The 20,993-nt window shown below is 72.1% G+C and carries 28 protein-coding genes; 13 read left to right on the top strand and 15 right to left on the bottom strand.

What is annotated here, in order from left to right; genetic code table 11:
* The first annotated feature begins 331 nt into the window (after positions 1-331).
* Positions 332-1,915, top strand: a complete 1,584-nt coding sequence (locus K7472_RS29800; RefSeq protein WP_222981924.1) for an MFS transporter — start codon at positions 332-334, stop codon at positions 1,913-1,915.
* A 34-nt stretch (positions 1,916-1,949) separates the two neighbouring features.
* Here K7472_RS29800 and K7472_RS29795 read toward each other — a convergent pair whose 3' ends face one another.
* Positions 1,950-2,741, bottom strand: coding sequence for a helix-turn-helix domain-containing protein (locus K7472_RS29795; RefSeq protein WP_222981922.1), 792 nt, complete (start codon positions 2,739-2,741; stop codon positions 1,950-1,952).
* A gap of 112 nt (positions 2,742-2,853) precedes the next feature.
* On the opposite strand from K7472_RS29795, the gene K7472_RS29790 reads away from it, so the two are divergent.
* The 6 genes from K7472_RS29790 to K7472_RS29765 all read left to right on the top strand — a co-directional run bounded on the left by K7472_RS29790 (position 2,854) and on the right by K7472_RS29765 (position 7,913).
* Positions 2,854-3,681 carry an MOSC domain-containing protein gene (locus K7472_RS29790; RefSeq protein ID WP_372458127.1) on the top strand — a complete coding sequence of 276 codons (828 nt, stop codon included), beginning with the start codon at positions 2,854-2,856 and terminating at the stop codon, positions 3,679-3,681.
* A 70-nt stretch (positions 3,682-3,751) separates the two neighbouring features.
* Complete coding sequence (locus K7472_RS29785; RefSeq protein WP_222981919.1) at positions 3,752-4,393, top strand: TetR/AcrR family transcriptional regulator; 642 nt, start codon at positions 3,752-3,754, stop codon at positions 4,391-4,393.
* Between the two features lie 68 nt (positions 4,394-4,461).
* A complete protein-coding gene (locus tag K7472_RS29780; protein ID WP_252396458.1) occupies positions 4,462-5,202 on the top strand; it encodes a VC0807 family protein in 741 nt (246 codons plus the stop codon).
* An 8-nt stretch (positions 5,203-5,210) separates the two neighbouring features.
* A complete protein-coding gene (locus K7472_RS29775) occupies positions 5,211-6,734 on the top strand; it encodes an FAD-dependent monooxygenase (protein WP_252396457.1) in 1,524 nt (507 codons plus the stop codon).
* A gap of 155 nt (positions 6,735-6,889) precedes the next feature.
* Complete coding sequence (locus K7472_RS29770; protein ID WP_222981917.1) at positions 6,890-7,276, top strand: hypothetical protein; 387 nt, start codon at positions 6,890-6,892, stop codon at positions 7,274-7,276.
* A 253-nt stretch (positions 7,277-7,529) separates the two neighbouring features.
* The gene (locus K7472_RS29765) at positions 7,530-7,913 is read left to right on the top strand and encodes a hypothetical protein (protein WP_222981915.1); all 384 of its coding nucleotides are present in this window, start codon (positions 7,530-7,532) and stop codon (positions 7,911-7,913) included.
* On the opposite strand, the gene K7472_RS29760 is transcribed toward K7472_RS29765, so the two are convergent.
* Positions 7,892-8,143 (bottom strand): type B 50S ribosomal protein L31, encoded by a 252-nt coding sequence (locus K7472_RS29760; protein ID WP_222981913.1) that lies wholly within the window; start codon positions 8,141-8,143, stop codon positions 7,892-7,894. The genes K7472_RS29765 and K7472_RS29760 overlap by 22 nt on opposite strands.
* Before the next feature lie 147 nt (positions 8,144-8,290).
* On the opposite strand from K7472_RS29760, the gene rpmF reads away from it, so the two are divergent.
* Both rpmF and K7472_RS29750 read left to right on the top strand, forming a co-directional pair.
* Positions 8,291-8,461: a 50S ribosomal protein L32 gene (gene rpmF / locus K7472_RS29755; protein ID WP_222981911.1), complete on the top strand. Its 171-nt coding sequence runs from the start codon at positions 8,291-8,293 to the stop codon at positions 8,459-8,461.
* Positions 8,462-8,467: 6 nt separating this feature from the next.
* Positions 8,468-9,643 carry a GTP-binding protein gene (locus K7472_RS29750; RefSeq protein ID WP_222981902.1) on the top strand — a complete coding sequence of 392 codons (1,176 nt, stop codon included), beginning with the start codon at positions 8,468-8,470 and terminating at the stop codon, positions 9,641-9,643.
* Between the two features lie 22 nt (positions 9,644-9,665).
* Here K7472_RS29750 and K7472_RS29745 read toward each other — a convergent pair whose 3' ends face one another.
* The 12 genes from K7472_RS29745 to K7472_RS29690 all read right to left on the bottom strand — a co-directional run bounded on the left by K7472_RS29745 (position 9,666) and on the right by K7472_RS29690 (position 16,506).
* A complete protein-coding gene (locus tag K7472_RS29745) occupies positions 9,666-9,944 on the bottom strand; it encodes a gas vesicle protein K (protein ID WP_222981900.1) in 279 nt (92 codons plus the stop codon).
* Positions 9,941-10,180, bottom strand: a complete 240-nt coding sequence (locus K7472_RS29740) for a gas vesicle protein (RefSeq protein WP_222982003.1) — start codon at positions 10,178-10,180, stop codon at positions 9,941-9,943. Before K7472_RS29740 ends, K7472_RS29745 begins: the two co-directional genes overlap by 4 nt.
* Before the next feature lie 52 nt (positions 10,181-10,232).
* The gene (locus K7472_RS29735) at positions 10,233-11,078 is read right to left on the bottom strand and encodes a GvpL/GvpF family gas vesicle protein (RefSeq protein ID WP_222981898.1); all 846 of its coding nucleotides are present in this window, start codon (positions 11,076-11,078) and stop codon (positions 10,233-10,235) included.
* Positions 11,075-11,422 carry a gas vesicle protein gene (locus K7472_RS29730; protein WP_222981897.1) on the bottom strand — a complete coding sequence of 116 codons (348 nt, stop codon included), beginning with the start codon at positions 11,420-11,422 and terminating at the stop codon, positions 11,075-11,077. The genes K7472_RS29735 and K7472_RS29730 overlap by 4 nt, the downstream gene beginning before the upstream one ends.
* A 9-nt stretch (positions 11,423-11,431) precedes the next feature.
* A complete protein-coding gene (locus K7472_RS29725) occupies positions 11,432-12,379 on the bottom strand; it encodes an SRPBCC family protein (RefSeq protein ID WP_222981896.1) in 948 nt (315 codons plus the stop codon).
* A 42-nt stretch (positions 12,380-12,421) separates the two neighbouring features.
* On the bottom strand, positions 12,422-13,237 hold the full coding sequence (locus K7472_RS29720) for a histone protein (RefSeq protein WP_222981895.1): 816 nt from the start codon (positions 13,235-13,237) through the stop codon (positions 12,422-12,424).
* A 17-nt stretch (positions 13,238-13,254) separates the two neighbouring features.
* Positions 13,255-13,491, bottom strand: coding sequence for a gas vesicle protein GvpG (locus tag K7472_RS29715; protein ID WP_222981890.1), 237 nt, complete (start codon positions 13,489-13,491; stop codon positions 13,255-13,257).
* A gap of 1 nt (position 13,492) precedes the next feature.
* Entirely contained in the window at positions 13,493-14,215 is a 723-nt protein-coding gene (locus K7472_RS29710; protein WP_308014145.1) for a GvpL/GvpF family gas vesicle protein, read from the bottom strand.
* An 84-nt stretch (positions 14,216-14,299) separates the two neighbouring features.
* Entirely contained in the window at positions 14,300-14,740 is a 441-nt protein-coding gene (gvpJ, locus tag K7472_RS29705) for a gas vesicle protein GvpJ (protein WP_222981888.1), read from the bottom strand.
* Between the two features lie 37 nt (positions 14,741-14,777).
* Positions 14,778-15,089, bottom strand: coding sequence for a gas vesicle protein GvpO (gene gvpO, locus K7472_RS29700; protein ID WP_222981886.1), 312 nt, complete (start codon positions 15,087-15,089; stop codon positions 14,778-14,780).
* Positions 15,090-15,166: 77 nt separating this feature from the next.
* Positions 15,167-15,850, bottom strand: coding sequence for a DNA-3-methyladenine glycosylase family protein (locus tag K7472_RS29695; protein WP_222981884.1), 684 nt, complete (start codon positions 15,848-15,850; stop codon positions 15,167-15,169).
* Positions 15,847-16,506, bottom strand: coding sequence for a TetR/AcrR family transcriptional regulator (locus tag K7472_RS29690; RefSeq protein WP_222981882.1), 660 nt, complete (start codon positions 16,504-16,506; stop codon positions 15,847-15,849). The genes K7472_RS29695 and K7472_RS29690 overlap by 4 nt, the downstream gene beginning before the upstream one ends.
* 242 nt (positions 16,507-16,748) lie before the next feature.
* On the opposite strand from K7472_RS29690, the gene K7472_RS29685 reads away from it, so the two are divergent.
* From K7472_RS29685 to K7472_RS29670, 4 genes are all read left to right on the top strand, one after another.
* Positions 16,749-17,042: a putative quinol monooxygenase gene (locus K7472_RS29685; RefSeq protein ID WP_222981880.1), complete on the top strand. Its 294-nt coding sequence runs from the start codon at positions 16,749-16,751 to the stop codon at positions 17,040-17,042.
* Between the two features lie 119 nt (positions 17,043-17,161).
* Complete coding sequence (locus tag K7472_RS29680) at positions 17,162-17,962, top strand: isocitrate lyase/PEP mutase family protein (protein WP_222981878.1); 801 nt, start codon at positions 17,162-17,164, stop codon at positions 17,960-17,962.
* A 9-nt stretch (positions 17,963-17,971) separates the two neighbouring features.
* Positions 17,972-18,607 carry a DUF7002 family protein gene (locus K7472_RS29675; RefSeq protein ID WP_222981876.1) on the top strand — a complete coding sequence of 212 codons (636 nt, stop codon included), beginning with the start codon at positions 17,972-17,974 and terminating at the stop codon, positions 18,605-18,607.
* 109 nt (positions 18,608-18,716) lie between these two features.
* On the top strand, positions 18,717-20,147 hold the full coding sequence (locus tag K7472_RS29670) for an amidase (protein WP_222981874.1): 1,431 nt from the start codon (positions 18,717-18,719) through the stop codon (positions 20,145-20,147).
* 27 nt (positions 20,148-20,174) lie between these two features.
* On the opposite strand, the gene K7472_RS29665 is transcribed toward K7472_RS29670, so the two are convergent.
* Positions 20,175-20,993 (bottom strand): tRNA (adenosine(37)-N6)-threonylcarbamoyltransferase complex transferase subunit TsaD (locus K7472_RS29665; RefSeq protein WP_372458125.1); only part of this gene is annotated, 819 nt, incomplete at its 5' end.

Raw genomic sequence — 20,993 nt, 5'->3', positions numbered from 1 at the left:
GAGGCCCTCCGAACTGCGGAAACGTGGTTCGGAGGGCCTCTCTGTGTTTGTCAGTAGTTGTCGGCGGTTGTCAGCGCTTGTTGGCGTTTATTGGCGTTGTCACGACCCGACGGGCGCGTGGTGACGCCACCGCCCGGCACACCCTCGTCGTGTCCGCCCGCCGGACCTTCGGAACCGCGGGGCGGGCAAGGTTGTCCGCTGTGCGATATCGGCTGTCCAGGTAAGCCGTTCCCGTCAGCCCGGTCGGTCCCTAGCGTGGCTGATGCGGCGCCGGCCGCTCTTCGCGGTCTCTCCGCATCCACCTCAACGCCCTTTCCTCAAAGGGGGATCCATGTCCCTGACCGAGACGACCACGCGTGGGACGCCACCCGCGGACGCGCCACCCGGCAGACCCCGGACCGTGCTGTTCCTGGTCTGCGTCGCGATCTTCATGCTGATGCTCGACGCGACCGTCGTCACCGCCGCGCTCGCCGGTATCCGCGCGCACTTCAACGCCTCCATCGACGCGCTGCAGTGGGTCGTCGACGCCTACTCGATCCCGCTGGCCGGCTTCATGCTCACCTTCGCCACGCTCGGGGACCGGTTCGGGCGCAAGCGGATGTTCCTGACCGGCATGGCGGTCTTCACCGGCGCGTCACTGGCGCTGACGCTGGTCGGCACCGTCGTGGAACTCGACGTCCTGCGGGCGGTCCAGGGTGTCGGTGCCGCCATGCTCTTCGCCACCGCGTTGCCGCTGCTGTCGGTCGCGTTTCCCGAGCCCGGTCCGCGGGCGAAGACGATCGGCGTCTACGGCGCGGTGATGGCGGGGGCGACCGTCCTCGGCCCGGTCGTCGGCGGCGCGCTCGTCACCGCGTTCGGCTGGCGCTCGATCTTCACCGTCAACGTGCCGATCGGCGCCGCGGTCCTGGTCCTGGCCGCGCTGAGGATGCCCGAGCCACCGCGGGCCCGCGGCCGCCGGGCGGACGGGCTCGGCTCACTGCTGCTCACCGGCGGCCTGGTGGCCGGGGTGTTCGCGGTGACCCGCAGCAGCGCGCTCGGCTGGACGTCGTCGTCCGTGATCGCCCTGCTGGTCACCGCGGCCGTGCTGCTGGCCGGATTTCTGGCCTGGCAGGTGCGAGGGGCCGAGCACCCCTTGCTCGACATCGCCATGGCGCGCAAGCCCGGCTTCGTCGGCACCGCGATCGTGTCGGCCGGGCACATGGCCACGCTGATGGCCGCGACCACCTACCTCTCCCTGTTCCTGATCGGCACGCTCGGCTACACCCCGCTGCAGATGGGCCTGCGGGTGATCCCGATCAGCATCGGCGCGATGATCGCCGCACCGCTGACCGCGATCCTCGCCAAGAGGCTGCCGGTCCCGGTCTCGCTCACGGCCACCATGGGACTGGTCGCCGTGGGCATGTTCCTGCTCGGCGGGTTCGCCGACCATGACAGCTGGACCTACTTCCTGCCCGGTGAGATCGTCGGCGGCGTCGGTCTCGGCGCGATCACCGCGGCCAACCAGGCCGCATCGCTGACCTTCGCCTCCCAGGAGAACGCCGGCATGGCCAGCGCCACCTTCGGCACGCTCCGGCAGGTCGGCATGGCCGTCGGCATCGCGGGACTCGGCTCGGTCTTCAGCCACGTCGCCCGGCGCGACGCCGCCTCCGGGCTCGCCACCCTCCCCGGGGCCGGTTCACTGCCCCAGGACCTGAAGCAGGAGTTCGTTCGTCAACTCGGGGCCGCCTCCGGTCACCAGGTGGTCGCGGCGGTGCCGCCGCGGTTCCGCGACAGCGTGCCCGCCCTCACCCGCGTCGCCGACCACGCGTCGATCGACGCGCTGAACTCCGTGACGACCCTGGCCACGGTCGTCGCGGTGGTCTCCGTGCTCCTCGCGGTGATCGCCTTCACGCTCGACCGGGGCCGTACGAAATGACGGGTGCCCGGGCGGCGGGCGGCCGAGCGGCGACTCACGGGGGTGTGACGTCGGGCTCGGCACCGCTCGCGGCGAAGTACGCGGCGGGAGTGGTGCCGATCTCCCGGCGGAACGCCGCGATGAAGGCGCTCGCGGTCCTGTACCCGACCGCGCGGGCGACCCGCGCGACGGGTTGCCCGCTGCCCAGCAGGGGCAGCGCCGCGTCGAGCCGCTGCAAGGTCCGCCAACTCGCGAAACCCACCCCGGTCTCGGCGCGGAACCGGCGCGAGAGGGTGCGGGGCGAGGCACCGACCTCGCGGCCCCAGTCCTCCAGGTCCCGGGAGTCGGCCGGATCCTGACGCAGCGCCAGCGCGATCCGCAGCGCCAGCGGGTCGGTGGGAAGGATGACCGCGAGTGTGGCGACCGGCACCGGCCTCATCAGGTCCCACAGCACGGCCGTGGCCCGGGCGTGGCGGTTCGCGGCATCCGGGGCGTCGCCGAGATCCGCGAGGTGGGACAGCAGCGGCCCCACCAGTCCGGAGGCGTCGAGCACGGTCGGGGAATCCCAGCCCCGCGGGCAGTCGTCCGGTTCGAAGTACACCGAGAGCATCGAGCTCGACGACCCCGGAAGGACCGCGTGATCGACACCCCCCGGAATCCACAGCGCACGCGATCGCTGCACGACCCAGCGGAACCCGCCCACCTCCAGCGTCAGCAAGCCGGTCGGCGCCCAGGCCAACTGGTGCTGCGGATGGCTGTGCGACGGCAGACCGGTCCCGGCCGCGAGCGGGATCACGATGCTCACCCGCGCCTCGTAACTGATGCTGATGCGCCCCCGACCGATCACGGGCGCCAACTCTACTGTCGCCGCGGGACGGCGGCTCGGCCCCGGCCCGCCTCCGTTCGAGAGATCTTCGGAGACGCCGAGACCGATGCACCTACTGCCCTGGATGGTCCGCATGCCTCACGTGGCCTCGCTCTCGTACTTCCCCGTCAAGGGAGCAGCCGCTGCACACCCCGACCAGGCCGTGCTGACCGCGGCCGGGCTCGCACACGACCGCAGCTTCATGGTCACCAGCCCCGAGGGCGTCTTCCGCACCCAGCGCCGCGACCCCCGTCTGGCCCTCGTGCGACCCGCCGTCGCCCCCGGTGGCGAACTCCTGACCCTCCGAGCCGACGGCCTGCCGCCACTCGACATAGCCGTGGACACCACGGGCCCCCGTCGCCCGGTGGACCTGTTCGGGCAGCCCTTCCACGGCATCGACCAAGGGGAGGCCGCCGCCCGGTGGCTGTCCGAGTGCCTGCGAGCGCCGAGCCGCCTGGTCCGGGTGCCACCCGAGCACGACCGGGTCACGGACGGCCGCGTGCCCGGCACCTCCGGCTACGCCGACAGTTGCGCGCTGCATGTCCTGTCCCGCGCCACCCTCGACCTGCTCGGCAAGAAGCTCGCCGACAACGGTGCCCCCGCCGTGCCGGAGGACCGCTTCCGGGCCAACCTGGTCGTCGACGGCTGGGACGAACCCCACACCGAGGACCGCGCCCACCGAATCACGATCGCCGACGCCGAACTCGGCTACGCCAAACCGGCGATCCGCTGCGCCGTCGTCATGGTCGACCAGCGCAGCGGCTTGCGCGACGGCCCCGAGCCGCTGCGCACACTGGCCGGCTACCGACGGGCAGCGGCGGGCGGGGTCGCGTTCGGAGTGAAGTACGCGGTGCTGCGCCCCGGCCGGATCCGCGTCGGCGACAAGGTGACCGTCACCGCCTGGGGCCGGAGCGAGGTCTGACGTGGGCACCCGAACGCGTGACACCACCACCCCTCTTGCTCGGGCGAGCAAACACCGCTACGGTTTGCTTATGCGAGCAAGAAACAGCGCGAGCAAGCAACAGGCTGAAGGGCGGGCGAGGTCCTTCACGGAGACGGGCCGCCGCGCCCAGATCGTCGCCTCGGCGATCGACGTGATCGCCGAAGTCGGCTACCAGCGGGCCTCGTTCGCGAAGATCGCGCAGCGCGCGGGGCTGAGCAGCACGGGGATGATCTCCTACCACTTCGACGGGCGGGACGACCTGATGCGCGAGGTCGTCGCCGAGGCGATGCGGGTCGCGGACGGCTACCTGCGGCCCCGGATCGAGGCCCACGAGAGCTACGCGGCCCGGCTGCGCGCCTCCATCGAGGGCAACCTCGACCTGCTCGCCGAGTACCCGAACCACCTCGCCGCGATCGGCGAGGTCCTGGGCAACCTGCGCGGCGGCGACCCCGGCATGGTCGCGTTCACGGAAGGGATGGAGGCGATCCTCGCCTTCCAGGTCGAGCAGGTCCGCAAAGGGCAGGCGGCGGGCGAGTTCTGCGACTTCGACCCGTGGGTGATGCTGCGGGCGATCCGGGCCGCGATCGACGACGTGGTGCGCCGCGCCCGCGACGAGCCCGGCCTCGACGCCTGCGCCACCGGCCGCGAGCTCGCGGACCTGTTCGACCGCGCCACCAGGAAGACGCCCTGACCCCCCACGCGACACGCACGGGGGACGACAGCACGACCATCGACACGACTCACGGGGGGACACACACCATGGCCACCAGCCAGGCACCGCAGACCGACCCGAACCCGCGCGCGCAGACCGACCCGAACCCGGGCACCGAGTCCGCCACCGCACAGACCCAGGCCGCCGCGGCCGCCGAGGCCCGGCGCGGCACCACCGCGCTGCGCCGGCAGATCGGCTCCCAGCTGTTCTTCGAACTCGTCCTGCCGATCGGCTCGTACTACGGACTGCGCGCCGCCGGCACAGGCCAGTGGCTCGCGCTGGTCGCGAGCGGCCTGATGCTGGTGCCGTGGATCGTCTACGGCATCGTGCGGCAGCGGCGCGTGAACGCGATGGCCCTGTTCTCGCTGAGTCTGGTGGTCGTCGCCACCCTGCTGTCCATGGTCACCGGCAGCCCGCGGGTGCTGAACCTGCGGGACAGCTGGATCACCGCCGCGATCGGCTGCTGGGTGCTGGGCACCTTGTTCACGCGGCGGCCGTTCATCATGACCTCCTCGCGCGGCATCGTCATCGCCAAGATCGGCGAGGCCGGCCTGGCCGAGTGGGAGGCGCGCTGGGACACCGAGCCGACGTTCCGCCACCACCTTCGCGCGCTCACCGCGGTGTGGGGCGTGGTCTTCCTGCTCGACGCCGTGCTGCGGGTCGTGCTCGTGTACACGATCCCGGTGGACGCCTTCCCGCTGACCAGCACCCTGCTCTGGCTGGCCATGCTCGGCGGCCTGATCGGCTTCCACAACTGGTACGTCACCCGCAACGGCCTGAAGGTCTGAGGCCGACCATGAACACCGACACCGACACCGACACCGACACCGACACCGACACCGCCACCGCCACCGCCAGCGGCATCGACACCGACGTCGAGGTGCTGATCGCGGGAGCCGGGCCGACCGGCCTGCTGCTCGCCTGCGAACTGGGCCTGGCCGGAGTACGCGCAGCCGTCGCGGAGCGACTGCCGCGGCGCAGCGGCCAGTCCAAGGCCCTGAACCTGCAACCGCGCACCGCCGAGGTGCTGGACTGCCGAGGCTGGCTCGCACCGCTCCTGGACCGGTCGCTGACCCTCCTGCCGGCCGGCCACTTCGCCGGACTGCCCCTCGACTACGCCGCCCTGGACAGTCCCTTCCCGCACCAGGTCGGCATTCCCCAGGCCCGCGTCGAGGAGTTCCTGGAGGACCAACTCGCCCGGTACGACGTCCCGGTGCTGCGTGGCCGCGAGCTGACCTCGTTCCGGCAGGACGCGGAAGCGGTGACCGCCACCCTCCGCACACGCGACGGCACCGAGCACACCTGCCGGGCCCGCTACCTGGTGGGCGCCGACGGCGGGCGCAGCACGGTGCGCCGCCTGCTGGGCACGCCCTTCCCCGGGCGGGACGGCCGCATCGGCATGGCCGTCGCCGACGTCGAACTCGCCCCGGCCGGTGACGGATCCGGCGGACCGGGCGAGACCTGGCAGCTGCCCGACCTCGCCCCGGACCCCGCGGGCGTCGCCTTCCTGCTCCCGCTCGGTGACGGCGTGCACCGGCTGACCTTCGGCGGCCCCGAGCAGCAGAACGCCGACCGCGACTCCCCGGTCACCGACGACGAGGTCCGCGGGGCGCTGGCCCGCTGCCCAGGCCCCCGCCGTGAACTGCGCCGCGTCCGTTGGGCCTCCCGCTTCACCGACGCCTCCCGGCAGGCCGAGCGCTACGCCGAGGGCCGGGTCCTGCTGGCCGGTGACGCCGCCCACATCCATGCCCCCGCCGGAGGGCAGGGCCTGAACCTCGGCATGCAGGACGCGTTCAACCTGGGCTGGAAGCTGGCCGCCACCCTGCGAGGCCGGGCCCCCGACGGACTCCTGGCCACCTACCACGCCGAGCGACACCCGGTCGGAGCCCGGGTCCTGGCCAACACCCGCGCCCAGGTGGTGCTGACGCTCCCCGACCCGGACGCCATGGTGGTGCGCGACCTGCTCGCCGACCTGCTCACCGAGCCGCAGGCCAACCGCCGCGTCGCCGCGATGATCGCCGGTACGGACATCCGCTACCCCATGCCGGGCGCGCCGGACCACCCGCTGCTGGGGACGAGAGTGCCCGGCATCCGGCTACCGGCCGGCCGCGGAGCCCTGCTGGCGGACGCCGCGTCCAAGGCCGCCGCCACGGCGGAACCCTGGGCGGACCGCGTCGACCGCCCCGGAGGTGCGCCCGTCGCCGATGAAGGCGAAGCGCTGCTGGTCCGCCCCGACGGCCACGTGTGCTGGGCCGGCCGCGACGACGACAGCCAGGGCCTGCACGCCGCCCTCACACGCTGGTTCACCGGGTCTCCCTGAGCGGGCCCCTTCGCGGGAGTCGCATCGGGTGCGGCGGCCGTGACGGGAGGCGGGGAGTCGCGCCGCGGGCCGACCGGCCACGCGCTTTTGTCCGCTGAACCTCACCCGGCCGACCTGCGGGACCAGTATCAAGATCACACCTATTGGAGGATGCCTTGTCCGTCAACCGCCGTATCGCGTCGGGGATCACCGCTTCCGCGCTCGTATTCGCGGGCCTGGCCGTATCGGCCGGCCCGGCCTTCGCCGGCAGCGGCGGCCAGCAGATCGACTTCGTCGACTCGCTGGGGGTGGCGAACACCATCCGCGTCAACGGCTACAACCAGAGCGGCTCGTACGTCAGCCGGTGCTTCGCCACCCCGGTCCACGAGAACAAGGAGTACGGGTACTGGTGGGCCGGGACGGTCAACGTGATCGCCTACTCGGGGAACGACTGCCAGAGCACCACTGTCACTGCCGAGGGCGACGCTTATGTCCCCACGGTCCAGTCCGGGGACTGGACGGTGGTCAGCGACGCGGGCTGGCCTCTGGGCAACCAGGGCTGAGCCGACCGCCGCACCGCGCCCGCGTGGGCGCATCCGCGACACGCAACTGCTCGCGGGTCCGCGCCACGCGACGCGCGAACCCGGCGACGTGCTTGGCCTCCTGACGGCCCGGCCGTCGCCCAGCGAGGGCCGGACGTGACCGCTGCTCCTCCACCCTCGGCAAGCGGCGCCGGACGACGCGCGCGTCGCCGGACCATGACCCGGCTTCCTGGGCCCCCGCTCGACCATCGGACACTCACCGGAGTCCCCGCTCGTGACTGACAACCAGTACCTCTACTGCAAGATGTTCGTCGAACAGGGCACGGCCGCCTCCGTGATGGCGACACTCGCCGCCGTACTGAAGGGGGCCTTCAGCCGGCACGGTATGACCGTGGGCGGTCTGGTCGTGGAGGTGCGCCGGAACCCCGACGCACACCTCGGCCTCCCGGCCGGAGACGACTTCGTGCGGTGGCCGGTCCTCGTGGAGGCCGACGCCGAGGAGGACCAGGACCGCGACGTCATGGTCGCGACGGTCGGCATGATCCTCCGCGCGCTGTGGGAGTCCGGCGATCGTGCCGTCTGCGCCTGCGACTTCGAGGGCGAACTGCCCTGGAACGGAGGAATCGACCTCCTCCGTCACCGCGACCCGCGCCCATAGCGGCGTTCGAAGCGTTCGACTCGGCCGGCCGTGTCGAGGACGCGTTGGGTGCCGGTGTAGAAGGGGTGGCTGGCGGAGGAGATCTCGACGTCGATGACCGGGTAGGTGCGGCCGTCCTCCCACTCGACGGTGTGGTCGCTGGTCGCCGTGGAGCGGGTGAGGAAGGCGAAGTCGGCGGTCCGGTCGCGGAAGACGACCGGCCGGTACTCGGGGTGGATGCCGGGCTTCATGGGATCGACTCTCCTGCGGGGATCTCGGGGGTGGATGAGCGTGTGCCCCCACCCTACAGGGAAGTGGTTGTCATTTTCATTAAGCTGCTACGGTGAGGGCCCGCCGGCGAACCACCGCCACCGTTCCCACCCCCTGAGAGGCCCCCGATGGCAGTCCCGAAGCGCAAGACCTCGCGCAGCAACACCCGTCACCGCCGCGCCCAGTGGAAGGCGTCGACGCCCTCGCTCGTCCCCGTCACGGTCGACGGCAGCACGTACCTCGTTCCGCAGCGCCTGAAGAAGGCCTACGAGCGCGGTCTCCTGCACCCGGAGGGCTGAGCGCGTATGCCGTACGACCGCCTGCCGGTGACCGTGCTCTCGGGGTTCCTGGGAGCGGGCAAGACCACTTTGCTCAACCATGTCCTGGCCAACCGCGACCAGTTGCGCGTCGCGGTCATCGTCAACGACATGAGCGAGGTCAACATCGACGCCGCCCTCGTCCGCGGCGGCCAGGCCGCGCTCTCCCGCACCCGGGAGCGGCTGGTCGAGATGACCAACGGCTGCATCTGCTGCACCCTGCGCGACGACCTCCTGGAGGAGGTCGGCAAGCTCGCCCGGGAAGGCCGCTTCGACTACCTGCTCATCGAGTCCAGTGGCATCTCCGAACCCATGCCGGTGGCCGCCACGTTCGCCTTCGAACGCGACGACGGCGCCACGCTCGGGGACGTCACCCGTCTCGACACCATGGTCACGGTGGTGGACGCCGCCAACTTCCTGCCGGAACTGGGCACCGGCGACGAACTCGCCGCGCGCGGCCTGGCCCCGTACGAGGACGACGAACGCACCGTCAGCGATCTGCTGATCGACCAGGTGGAGTTCGCGGACGTGATCGTGCTGAACAAGCTGGACCTCGTCGACGAACGGGCCGCCGACCGGATGCGCACGGTGCTGACCCGGCTCAATCCCACGGCCCGGATCGTGCCGGTCGTCCGCGGCCGAGTCCGCGTCGGCGACGTCCTCGGCACCCGGCTCTTCGACGTCGAACGCGCCCAGCAGGCCCCGGGCTGGGTGATGGAGCTCAACGGCGACCACGTTCCGGAGACGGAGGAGTACGGCATCTCCTCCACCGTCTTCCGCGCCACCGCGCCCTTCCACCCCGGTCGGCTGTGGCGGTTCGTCACCGAGCGGCTCGACAGCGGCGACTTCGGCCGAATCCTGCGCAGCAAGGGATTCTTCACCCTCGCCGGGCGCGACGGAGTCACCGGCATCTGGTCCCAGGCGGGCTCCGTCGCCCGTTTCGAACCGTCCGGGACGCACGGCGACGCGGCGCAGGAGTCACAGGAACAGGAACTGGTCTTCATCGGAACCGGCCTCGACGCCCCCGCGCTGCGCACCGAGCTCACCGCCTGCCTGCTGCGCGCCGACGAAACCGCCCCGGCGGAGGATCCCTTCCCGGCGTGGGACACGTCGCCCGCCGGAGTCTGCGAGCACGAGCACACCGGCCCCCTCACGAACACCTGAAGCGCGGGCTCGGGGCGGCCGGTCAGTCCCGGGGCAGCAAGGAGCCGAGCGGGCCCAGGTTGAGGTTGAGGTCGTCGAGGCGCAGGCCGTGCTGCTCGCACAGCTCGGCCATGCGTTCCTCCAGCATCATCAGCGTCGATCCGACGCGGTCCACCTGGTCGTCGGTGAGGTCGCCCTCGTCGACGCGGCGGATGGCCTGCCGTTCCATGAGCTGCCGCAGCAGTTCCACCACGGTGAGCACGAGCTTCACCAGGTCCTGCCCCATCCGCTCACGGTCCACGTCCAGCCGGGCCTCGGTCACAGCGGCCCTCCGTCCCGCCACGGCGCGGGCATGCGCGCGCTGACCGACGACAGCAGGGCGTGCAGCGACAGCCGGACCAGCGGGACGTCCGCGATGGCGATGACCAGGTCCCCGCTGACCACGACCCCGGTCGACAGCACCCGGTCCAGCAGGTCCACCAGCGGCACCCCGATCGGCCCGCTCAGCGGCTCGGGGTCGTCCCAGGGCACCGGCCTGCGTTCGGCCGCGCCGCCCATGCCGCCCACGACGGTGCCGTGCGCGGGGTCCGGACCGTGGGACGTCATCGCCTCACACCTCACCGGCGAAGGAGTACGGCACCCACGGCCCGGTCACCTCGATGTGCGCGCCGACCCGGCGGCGCAGGGCGGTGACGGCGGCGGACAGCTCGGCGGTCCTCTCCTGCGCCACGAGGTAGGCGGCGTTGAGGATCTGGGGGCGCGGATCGCCGGTCAGCTCCTGATGCTGCGGCTGGAGCCTGCGGGCGGCCGAGGCGAGACCGCGCAACGTGGTGTCCACGACGTCCGCGTCCCGCAACGTCTCCTCGTGCCGCCGCACCCGGGACCTCTGCCGCTCACGCCGCTCGGCGAGGTACGCGCGGCCCGCCCCGGGGGCCGGGCCCCCCGCGGAACCACGGGCGGCCGCGCCCGGCGCCGGCCGTGGCGTCGCACCCGTCGCACCGTCCGGCCCGCTCGCGTGCTCCTCGGGCCGGACGTAGACCTTCACACCCCATTCGACGTGCCCCGCGACACGGTCCAGCACCTCCGCGAAGCGGGCCTCGTCCCTCCCCAGCGCCTCAATGGCCCGCCAGTCGTCCCGGTACAACGTGCACAACGCGAGGGGAACCGTCGGACGGAAGCGGGCGACGGCGGTGACGACGGCATGGTGCGCGCGGGCACAGCGCTCGACCTCCGCGCGGTCGGACAGGCGCCGCCGCCACACCTCCTCGGTGAAGTCGGCTGCGGGCACCTCCTGCACGATCGCGGTCAACGCGCCGAAGCGCAGGGCGCGCACCGGCGCCCCCGCCGACAGGCCCGGCGGTAGCGGCGCTCCCGAGGCGTCCTCACCGCGGCAGACGGCGAAGGCGTAGGTCACGGTCGAGTCCGGCGCGGCGCCGCGGTCCGCGAAGCCGGTCACGCTTCACGCTCCGCCGCGGTGCCGGATTCCGCGTCGCCCGCCTCCAGGGCGGCCACGCGGTGCCGCAGCTGGGCGTTCTCTTCGCGCAGGGCGCACTGGGCGGCACGCGAACTCAGCGCCGGGTCCGTCTCCCACCAGTCGATGCCCGCCTTCCGCGCGGTGTCGACGGAAGAGACGAACAACCGCAGCCTGATGGTGAGCAGTTCGATGTCGAGGAGATCGATCTTGATGTCCCCGGCGATGACGATGCCCTTGTCCAGGACGCGTTCGAGGATGTCGGCCAGGTTGGCGGTGCCGGGGCCGGGCGCGGTCGCGACGCCCTGCCTGTAGTCCACGTCCGACACCTGACCACCTCAGTCTTCGTCCACGTCTTCTTCGTCTTCGTCTTCGTCGTACTCGTCGTCTACGTCGTCGTCCTCGTCGTAGCCGCCGTCCTCCTCTTCGTCCTCCTCCGGCTCGTCCTCCTCGTCCCAGTCCTCCGCCCCGTCCTCTTCTTCGTCCTCGGGCTCGTCCTGGTCCGCGGCCTCCTCGTCCTCCATTGCCTCTTCGTGGGTGCGTACGACCTCACCGTCGCGGATTTCACCACGCCAGCCCTCGGCCTCCTCGTCCGTGAGGGTGACGTAGCGCTGGAAGTGCTTGAAGTCCAGCCGCAGACGGCGGCCCTGAGCACGCCACAGATTCGCCGTCTTCTCGAAGAAGCCCGACGGGTAGTACTCGACCACCAACACGATGCGCGTCAGATGCGGGCCCAGCTCGTGGAAACTGACGGCGCCCCGCGTGGTGCCCTTGGCGCCGTCGGACGTCCAGACGATGCGCTGGTCCGGAACCTGTTCCTGGACCGTCGCCTTCCACCCGCGCGTGGACGGGCCGACCTTGGCCTTCCAGTCGGTGGTGGTCTCGTCCGCCGTGGACACACTGCTGACGCCCTTGGTGAAGCCGCTGAACTTCTCGTACTCCGTCCAGTGGTCGTACGCCCACCGCAGGGGCACTCCGACGTCGCGGATCTCCACGATGTTGGTCACCTTGGGGCTGCCCGCCCGGCGGTCGCTTCCTCCGCCGAACGCGTCCTTCGCCTTTTCCACCACGCTGTCCATCGCGCCCTTGGCCTTTTCCTTGACGGCCGCCTTGACCGGGGAATCGCCTTGCAGGACGCGTGAGCCGATCTTCGGGATCTCCCCGCCGTTCTCCGCGATATCGGTGAACCTGTCGGTCAGGCCGGTCAGCTTTCCGCCGGCCTTCTCCGCGAGGTCACCGACCTTGGAACTGAGGAATTCGCCGACGGCCCCACTGAGCTGATCCATCGCCGTGGATCCGCTGTCCTGATTCCGCTGCGCCACGTTCGATCACCTGCCTCGTCCGGACCGCGAGGAATCGCGCCGGGAAGCGGTCCGCTTGGTGCTGCTCGTCTTCTTCGCCCGCGTGGTGGTCTTCTTCGCCGGAGCCGTCTTCTTGGCGGGAGTCTTCTTCGCGGCGGTCTTCTTGGCGGGGCTCTTCTTGGCCGCCGTCTTCTTGGCCGCGGTCTTCTTGGCAGGAGTCTTCTTTGCCGGGGACTTCCTGGCGGGGGAGGCGTCGCGTTCGGCGGCGGTCTCCTTCTCGTTCTTCCGCGTTCCACGGCGCCGCTGCCGGCGGTCGGCGTCGCTCCTCGAGCCCTCGGATCGCTCGCGCTCGCGTGTTCCCTTGCGCCTCCCGCGTTCCCGTTCGCGTCGCGGCGGCTCCTCCGGCTCTTCCTCCTCCTCGTTCTCCTCGTATTCCTCGTTCTCCTCGTAGTCCTCGTCCTCAGGCGCCTCCGCCTCGTCCGCGTAGTCGCCGACGTCCTCGTCCTCGTACGCTTCCTCGTCCTCGTCCTCGTCCGCGGCCCCGAGCGTGCGGTCGCGCAGGGCACCGGACAGAGAGCCGAGGTGGCGGTCCATCACGGCGGCGGCGGCGCGTTTACCGGCCTCGAACACCTCACCGCGCAGTTGATCGCCCAATTCGGCGATCTGGGGGACTTCCGCGAGCCTGCGGAGCCCCTCCGAGGCGATTTCCCGGGGTTCCGGCACGAGTCCTCGGCCCGCGGCCAGCGAAGCCGCCGTGAGAGCGAGTCGCCCCTTCTTGGTCCGGCCGAGCAGATATCCGGCCGCTACGGCAGCGGCGATAGCGATCTTCGTCGGTTGATCCATGGGGCTCGCCTCTCGGGTTATCGCGGCGGAATGTGTCCCTCCAGTGCGTCGAGTAGCCGTTCTTCTTCCGCTTCGAACATCTCCTGGCTGATCTCTCCAGCCTCCAGCTCCTGATTGAGTGCCGCCAGCCGGGAGCGCAGGACGGCCGGGTCGTACAGTTCGCGTTCCGCGGTCTCCACGACGCGCTCCGAAATCCACACGACCCCGCGCACCGGGGCCAGCGGGAGGGTGAGCAGCCCGGTGATCAGCCCCACGTCAGGCCTCCACGGGCTCGCCGGCGCCGGATGCGGCGAAGCTGTAGCAGGGCAGGGGCCCGGCCAGCTTCAGCACGGCGCGGTCCCGGTGGCGATCGGTCATCGCGGCCACCGCGTCCCGGAAGGCCTCCCGCAGCCCCCGCTCGACCAGGAAGGACGCGTTCAGCACGCAACCGGGCACGTCAGGGCCCGCCGCCGTCGCGTCGGCCAGGGGCACGAGCGTTTCCAGGGTATCTCTGGCGGCCTGGGCGGCGCGGCGGTCGAGCGCGGCGGCGACGGCCTGGCCGAGCCGGATGTTCGCCTCGTAACCGGGACGCCGCCGTGCCGCCGCGCTCAGTTGCCGGACCTCACGGTCCTCGCGGACGACGGCGGCCAGGGCGTCCGGATCCGGCGACGCCTTGAGGTTGAACTCGACGCGTCCGTCCAGCCTCCGCAGCGTCGCCGCGTACCGCTGCTCGCCGTCGCGCAGCTGCTTCAGCACCGCCTCGTCCCCGCCGGCGACCGACCCGAACCGCATCGGCAGGACGCTTCCGGTCTCCGCCAGCCCCAGCAGCAGGTCCTGGTGCGCGAGCAGGTCACGGCGCCGGGCCCGCAGGTCGCCGGGCGCGTCGCTGACGACAGCCGCCACACCGTTCCCGTCGACCTTCCGCACCCGCACGGGCGGGTTCCCCACGCCTCGCGCCTCCACCGGAAGGCGGTGGTCGGAACGGATGATCGCGTACACACAGACGCGGTGCCCCTCCCGCACCGGTGTCGCCGGGGCCTGACCGCGGGCGCCGTCCCCGCGGCCGGTACGCGTGACCACCGCTTACGCCTCGGCGCGCTTGCGGCGGGCGCTGCCGGAGCCCGACCCGGTGGACTTCCCGCGGCGCGGGCGCTCCTCCTCGTCGTCCCCGTCGCGGCCGACCGCCTTGCGGACGGCGTCGCCCGCCGAGGCGACCGCCTTCTTGGCCTTCCGCTTGCCCATGGACTTCGCGGCTCCGCCGCCGCCGAACAGCTCGGGAACGGTCCGGCTGCTGGCGTCGTTCTCCAGGTCGAGCCGGTTGCACGCCTCGGCGAACCGCAGGTACGTGTCGACGCTGGCCACCACGACGCGCGCGTCGACCTTGAGGATCTCGATGCCGACCAGCGAGACCCGCAGGAAGACGTCGATCACCATGCCTCGGTCCAGGATGAGCTCCAGGACGTCGTAGAGCGTGCCCGCGCGCGGCACGCACGCCACCTCGCCCGGATACGTGATCGTGGTCATGGGGTGTCCGTCCTTTCGACGGTGGTGACGGGTCCTGTCACTCGTCCGCCGCGCCCCGCCGGTACCGGCGGGACCTGCGGTAGTCCAGCAGCGCGCCGCCCGGCTCCAGGTGCACCTCGTAGGTCGCGAGGAGGCTGGTGGTGTCGGGGATGCGGGGCACTTCGAGCACGTCGACGGAGACGAGCCACCCGTCATCGGTCCGTTCGACCGCGGACACGCCCTCGATCCCGTGACTGATGAGCTGCCGCAGCTTCTCGCGCGCGACCTGCGCGGCGTCCTCCGGTCCCTTGTCGGGACGACGCTTCCTCGTCGCCGTGGACGAAGCGGAACCGCGTGATCGCTCTGCCATGGCACCGAGTCTGGCCGGATCCCGGCGCCGCGCACCCCGGAGCGGCCCGAACGGGTGCCCTCACGCCCGCGCCCGCCTCAGTGGCGGGCCGCTCGCAGCGCGCGTTCCTTGGGGTCGTAGGGCTCGCCGGGAGGGACGAGGCTGCGCCACAGGAGGGCGGCGGCGTAGCTGCGGGACGGTGCCCAGGGGGCGGCCAGGTGCCGGGTCCGGCCCGGGGTGGGAGGTTCCGGCAGGTTCCAGTTCTTCTGGATGGCGGTGTGCAGCGCGGTGTCGCCGGCGGGCAGGACGTCGGGCCGCTGGAGCTGCCGCATCAGGAACGCCTGCGCGGTCCAGGTGCCCAGGCCCTTGAACGCGGTGAGGGTCGCGACGACCTCCTCGTCGTCCTGGGTCTCCAGGTGTTCGACGTCGATGCGTCCGGCGAGCTGGGCGCGGGCCAGATCGGTCGCACAGGCGGCCTTGGCGTCGTTCAGGCCGATGGAACGCAGTCCGGACGGTCCCAGGCGGGCCAGGCCCCGCGCGGTGACGGGCCCGCCGAGGGCCTCGGCCGTGCGGTCGTAGAGGGTGAACGCCGCGACGGCGCTGGTGCGTTGGCTGAGGACGTGCAGGAACAGCGCGGGGAACCGGGCGGTGCCGGTGCGCCCGCCGTCGTGCCACGCGAACGGGTCCTGGATGCCGTAGGCGGCGATGATGCGGGCGAAGACGGGGTCCTCGGCCGCCAGGTAGTGGTGATGACGTTCGTGTTGTCCGGAAGCCGCTTTCATGGGGCCTCACCGCCCGTGGCGTCGTCGTGCGGGACGGGGTGCGTGGCGAAGGATTCGACGTGGGCGAGCGCGGCGTCGAGGGCGTCGCGCAGGGGGGCCACGTCGTCGGCCGCCTGGTTCAGCAGCATGCCGCCTTGGAAGGCCGCCATGAGCAGGTGGGTGAGCTGGTCGGGGTCGGCCTGCGGGCGCAGGTCGCCCCGCTCGCGCATCGCGGTCAGCCCGGCCCGGAAGAGGTCCTCCCAGCGTTCGAATCCGTCGGCGACGTCGGGACGCAGCGAAGGGGCGGCCTTGAGGGCTTCACCGGCGAGCGAGCCGTAGGAACACCCTCCGCGGCACAGCTCCTCGCGTTCGATGTAGGAATCGGCCCACAGACGCAGCGACGCGAAGGTGTCCAGGTGGCCGAGCTGCGGGATCTTGTGGAGGGCGATCACGGTGTCGGCGCGCCAGGCGATCACGGCCCGTACGAGGCTTTCCTTGGTGGGGAAGTGCCGGGTGAGCTGCGAGCCGCTGACGCCCGCCGCCAGCCGTATCCGCTCGTTGTTGGTGTTCTGCACCCCGTGCTCGTAGATCAGCTCGGCGGCTGCCTGGATGATCCGCTCCCGCGTCGCCCGGCCCCGGGGGGTCAGCTTCGACGGGCGCGCCTCGGTCGTGGTCATGGTGTCCAGCGTAGCAAAAAGAGGGCTTGACAGCCCTCTTTTTCGGGTGTTGCATGGGCTCATGATGAAAAGAGGGTTGCTCAGCCCAGTTTTTGCGGGTGGGAAGGGATCACCACGAAGAAGGCGTGGTGCGGTGACCTGGCGAGACGGGCGAAGACGGCCGCGTCTCGTCGGCGACCGAGCCCCTGAGCGGCCTTGAACCATGAGCCCCTGAGCAGCCGTGAGCCATGAAGGAGAGCACCATGACCGAACTCCAGGTCATCGCCCGCTACACCGTCGCGGAAGGCAGGGAACCGCAGCTCCTCGCACTCCTTCCGCAACTGGCCGAAGCCAGCCGTCGCGAGCCCGGCAACCTCGCCTTCGACGTCTACCGTGAACTCGGCGACCCGCGCGGTGTGGTCCTGCTCGAACGCTATGCCTCGCGCGAGGCCTTCGCCGAACACCGGCAGAGCGCGCACTTCACGCGACTCGTGCTCGAACAGATCGTGCCCCTCCTCGACAGCCGCACCGTGGAGCTGTACGACGCCACCGAATAGGCCCCGCCACCCGGCCCGGGAACGCACCACCGGCAACGCACCACCCGCCAACGCCCCCCGGCACCGCGTTCGGGAACGTGCCGCCCCAGGGCCGGCCCCCGCAGAAAGGCGCCACCGCCATGACGTTCACCGACCTCCACCAGCAGGACTCCCCGCTTCTGCTCCCCAACGCCTGGGACGTCGCCTCCGCACTCGCCTTCGCCGAAGCAGGCTTCCCCGCCATCGGCACCACGAGCTTCGGCGTCGCCGCGGCGTCGGGCAGCCCGGACGGGGGCCGCGCCTCCAAGGACGCCACCCTCGCCCTCGCGCACAAGCTGCGAGCGCTCCCGGCGTACGTCTCCGTGGACATCGAGGACGGCTACAGCGACGACCCCGAACAGGTCGCCGCCTACGCCGCGAGCCTCGGCGCCGCGGGTGTCAACATCGAGGACAGTTCCGCGGAGGAGCTCATCGACCCCGCCGCCCACGCGGCGAAGATCGCGGCCGTCAAGGACCGGGAGCCGCACCTGTTCGTCAACGCCCGCGTCGACACCTACTGGCTCGGCCAGCGGGCCACCGTCGAGGAGACCGTGGAACGCGCCCGCTCCTACGTGGCGGCCGGTGCCGACGGCGTGTTCGTGCCCGGCGCCGCGGACCCCGTCGTGCTGCGGCAGCTGACCGATGCCGTCACGGCCCCCGTCAACGTCCTGGCCCACCCCACCCTCACCCTCGCCGAGCTGGCCGACCTCGGAGTGCGCCGCGTCAGCACCGGGTCCCTTCCCTACCGGGCCGCCGTCGACGCGGCCGTGCGGACCGCCACGGGCCTCCGCGACGGTGGGAGTCCTCCGTCGGCCACTTCTTACGCCGTCATGCAGGACCGCCTGGTCCGCTACGACCGCGAGCAGGGGACGCGTGATCCGGCCGAGCGCCCGCGTCCCTGAGGAGTCGTCATGGACATCGACGAGCTCGTCGGGCGCTACCCACGGCTGTACCACCTGGCCGAGGCGGGCGCGGCCCGTTCCATCACCGCGCACGGCCTGCTGACGGCCGAGCGCATCGTTTCGACGTCCGCGCTGACCGCCGACGAGCAAGCCGCGGTCCTGGGCAGTCCGCGCCCGCGGAGGCTGACCGTCCCGCACCCGGTGCTCGGCGACGTCGCCCTGCGCGACCAGACCCCGCTGCGACCGCACATCCTGGACCGGGTCCTCCTCGACATGTCCGCCCAGGAGTGGCTGGCCGCGCTCAACGAGCGGGTGTTCCTGTGGCTCCACCCCCAGCGCCTCGACCAGTTGCTCAAGGCCCGGCGCAATCGCGGCCGCCCGCACGACGTCCTCGTACTCGACACCGCCGGCCTGGTCGCCGCCCACGGGGACCGGATCCGGCTGTCCGCGATCAACTCGGGAGCGACGCTCTACCCCAACGCGCCCGTGCGCGGAACGCGGACGTTCCAGACGATCGCGGGGTACCCGTTCGCCGAACGGCTGCGCGGGCGCACGCCGTGGACGGTGATCGTCGAACTCGCCGTCCTGGACGGCATTCCCGACATCGCCACGTACGTGACGGAGATACGCCGGATCCCCGGCTAGGCGGGCGGGCGTCGACGCGGTGGGTCCTGCCGGGAGGACGGGGTCGTTTGCCGCGCGTGGCGCGTGGGCCGCAGGATGGGGGATCCACGGGACGGAAGGGGCGTGTGCGATGGGTGGGGACGAGCTCAGCCACTTGGACGCGACCGCGTTGGCGGCGCTCGTCGCCGCACGACGGGTGTCCGCGGTGGAGGTGATGCGCGCGCACCTGGAGCGGATCGAGGCGGTCGACCCGCGACTCAACGCCGTGGTGACCGTACTCGCCGAACGGGGTCTCGCCGCGGCGCGGGCCGCGGACGCGACCGTGGCGGCCGGTGAGGCGGTCGGACCGCTGCACGGTGTGCCGTTCACGGTGAAGGACTCACTGGACGTGGCGGGGGCCGTGACCACCCGGGGCTCGGTCCTCTTCCGCGATCGGGTCCCCGATGCTGACGCCACGTCAGTCGCCAGGCTGCGGGCGGCCGGTGGGATACCGATGGCCAAGACGAACCTCCCGGAGTTCTCCTACTGGACCGAGACCGACAACGCGCTCTTCGGCCTCACCCGCAACCCCTGGGACGGCGAGCGGACTCCCGGCGGGTCGAGCGGCGGCGAGGCGGCGGCCGTCGCCGCCGGGATGTCGCCGCTCGGGCTGGGCAGCGACGTGGCCATCTCGGTACGCGGACCCGCCCACGACACCGGCATCGTCGCCCTGAAGGCGACCCGCGGGCGGATCCCCGTCACCGGCCACTGGCCCGAAGTGCCCAGCCGCTACTGGCATGTCGGGCCGATGGCCCGCAGCGTCAGGGACATCGCCACGGCCCTTCGGGCGCTCTCCGGGCCGGACGGCGTCGATGGCCACGTACGGCACTCGCCGCCGCTGGATCCGGCCGCCGACGGCGTTCCGGCCCCGGCCGGTGTGCGGGTGGGGTGGGCCTGCGAGCCCGCGTTCGGGCCGGTGGACCGCGAGGTGGCGGCGACCGTCGTCGCGGCCGCGGAGGCACTGCGGGAGCTGGGCTGCACCGTCGAACCGGCTCCGCTGGCCGGACTGGAGGCGGTGGACGCCACGGAGTTGAGCGCGGTGCTGTTCACCGCGGAGGTGGTGCCGTACTTCCGGCGGATCGCGGCGGGCCGCGAGGACGAACTGCACCGGGTGATCCGGCGGGCCCTGGAGGCGCCGGACGTGCCGCAGGCCGACTACCTCGACGCGCAGCGACGGGTCGACGCGCTCAGCTCGTTGTTCGCGGGCTGCTTCGAGCGGTACGACGTGCTGGTGTGTCCGGTGTGCCCGATCCCCGCGCCGCCGTTCGCCCGCCCGAGGTTCGAGGTCGGCGGGGTGGAGGTGCCGGCGCGCGGGATCATGCGGGCGACCGTCCCGTTCAACCTCACGGGACTGCCGGCCCTCTCGCTGCCGTTCGGTGCCACCGCCGACGGCCTGCCGATCGGCGTCCAGCTCGTCTCGCGCTGGTACGACGAACCCACCCTGCTGCGGCTGGGCGCGGCCCTCGAATCGGTCAGCCCGGTCCGCGACCGACGGCCGGAGCTCACGCCGTACGCACCCTGACGTCAGCGGAGCGGGAGGCGGGCGTGATCACGCGACTCGCGGGGCGACCGGGACGGCGACGGGGTGCAGGGCGGCGTGCTCCAAGGGCGCGGAGGGGTCGATCGAGACGTCCAGCGGGGCGGGTTCGGTTCCGGCGCGTACGAGCAGGTCGCCGACGGCGGCGATCATGGCGCCGTTGTCGGTGCACAACTTCAGGGGCGGGACGCGCAGTTCGATGCCGGCGGCCGCGCAGCGCTCCTGGGCCAGTGACCGTACGCGGGAGTTGGCGGCCACTCCGCCGACCACCACCAGGGTCTTCACGTCGTGGTCCCGGCAGGCGGTGACCGCCTTGCGGGTGAGGACGTCGGCGACCGCCTCCTGCAACGAGGCGGCCGCGTCGGCGACCCGCCCCTTCGCGGCACCGGACTCGGCCCAGCGGGCGGCGGCCGTCTTCAGGCCGGAGAAGGAGAAGGCGTAGCGGTCGTCGCGCGATCCGGTCAGGGGCCGTGGGAAGCGGACGGCGTCCGGATCGCCCTCGCGTGCGGCCCGGTCGATCGCGGGGCCGCCCGGATAGGGCAGGCCGAGCACGCGGGCGACCTTGTCGAAGCACTCCCCGGCGTCGTCGAGGGTGTCCCCGAGGTGGACGACGGGGTCGCGGGCGGCCCGCGGAGCCCGACGACGCCCAGGACCCGCCGCGCGACTGAGGCTCCGCCCGGTGTGGCCGCGCCGGGGCGCCCGCCCCCAGGCGTACAGGACACGGGCGTAGAGGAAGTCGGTTCGAGGACGCGTCGTCCCCGAGCGGACTGCTCCGGCTCGTGGTGGCGCGACGCGCCACCACGCCTCGCGGTCATGTCCCGCCTGTCCCGT

Origin of the sequence: Streptantibioticus parmotrematis (assembly GCF_019890615.1) — a bacterium.
Lineage (GTDB): Bacteria > Actinomycetota > Actinomycetes > Streptomycetales > Streptomycetaceae > Streptantibioticus_D > Streptantibioticus_D parmotrematis.
The sequence above is the reverse complement of the archived record's forward strand: the minus strand, read 5'-3'. Positions and strand labels throughout refer to the sequence as shown.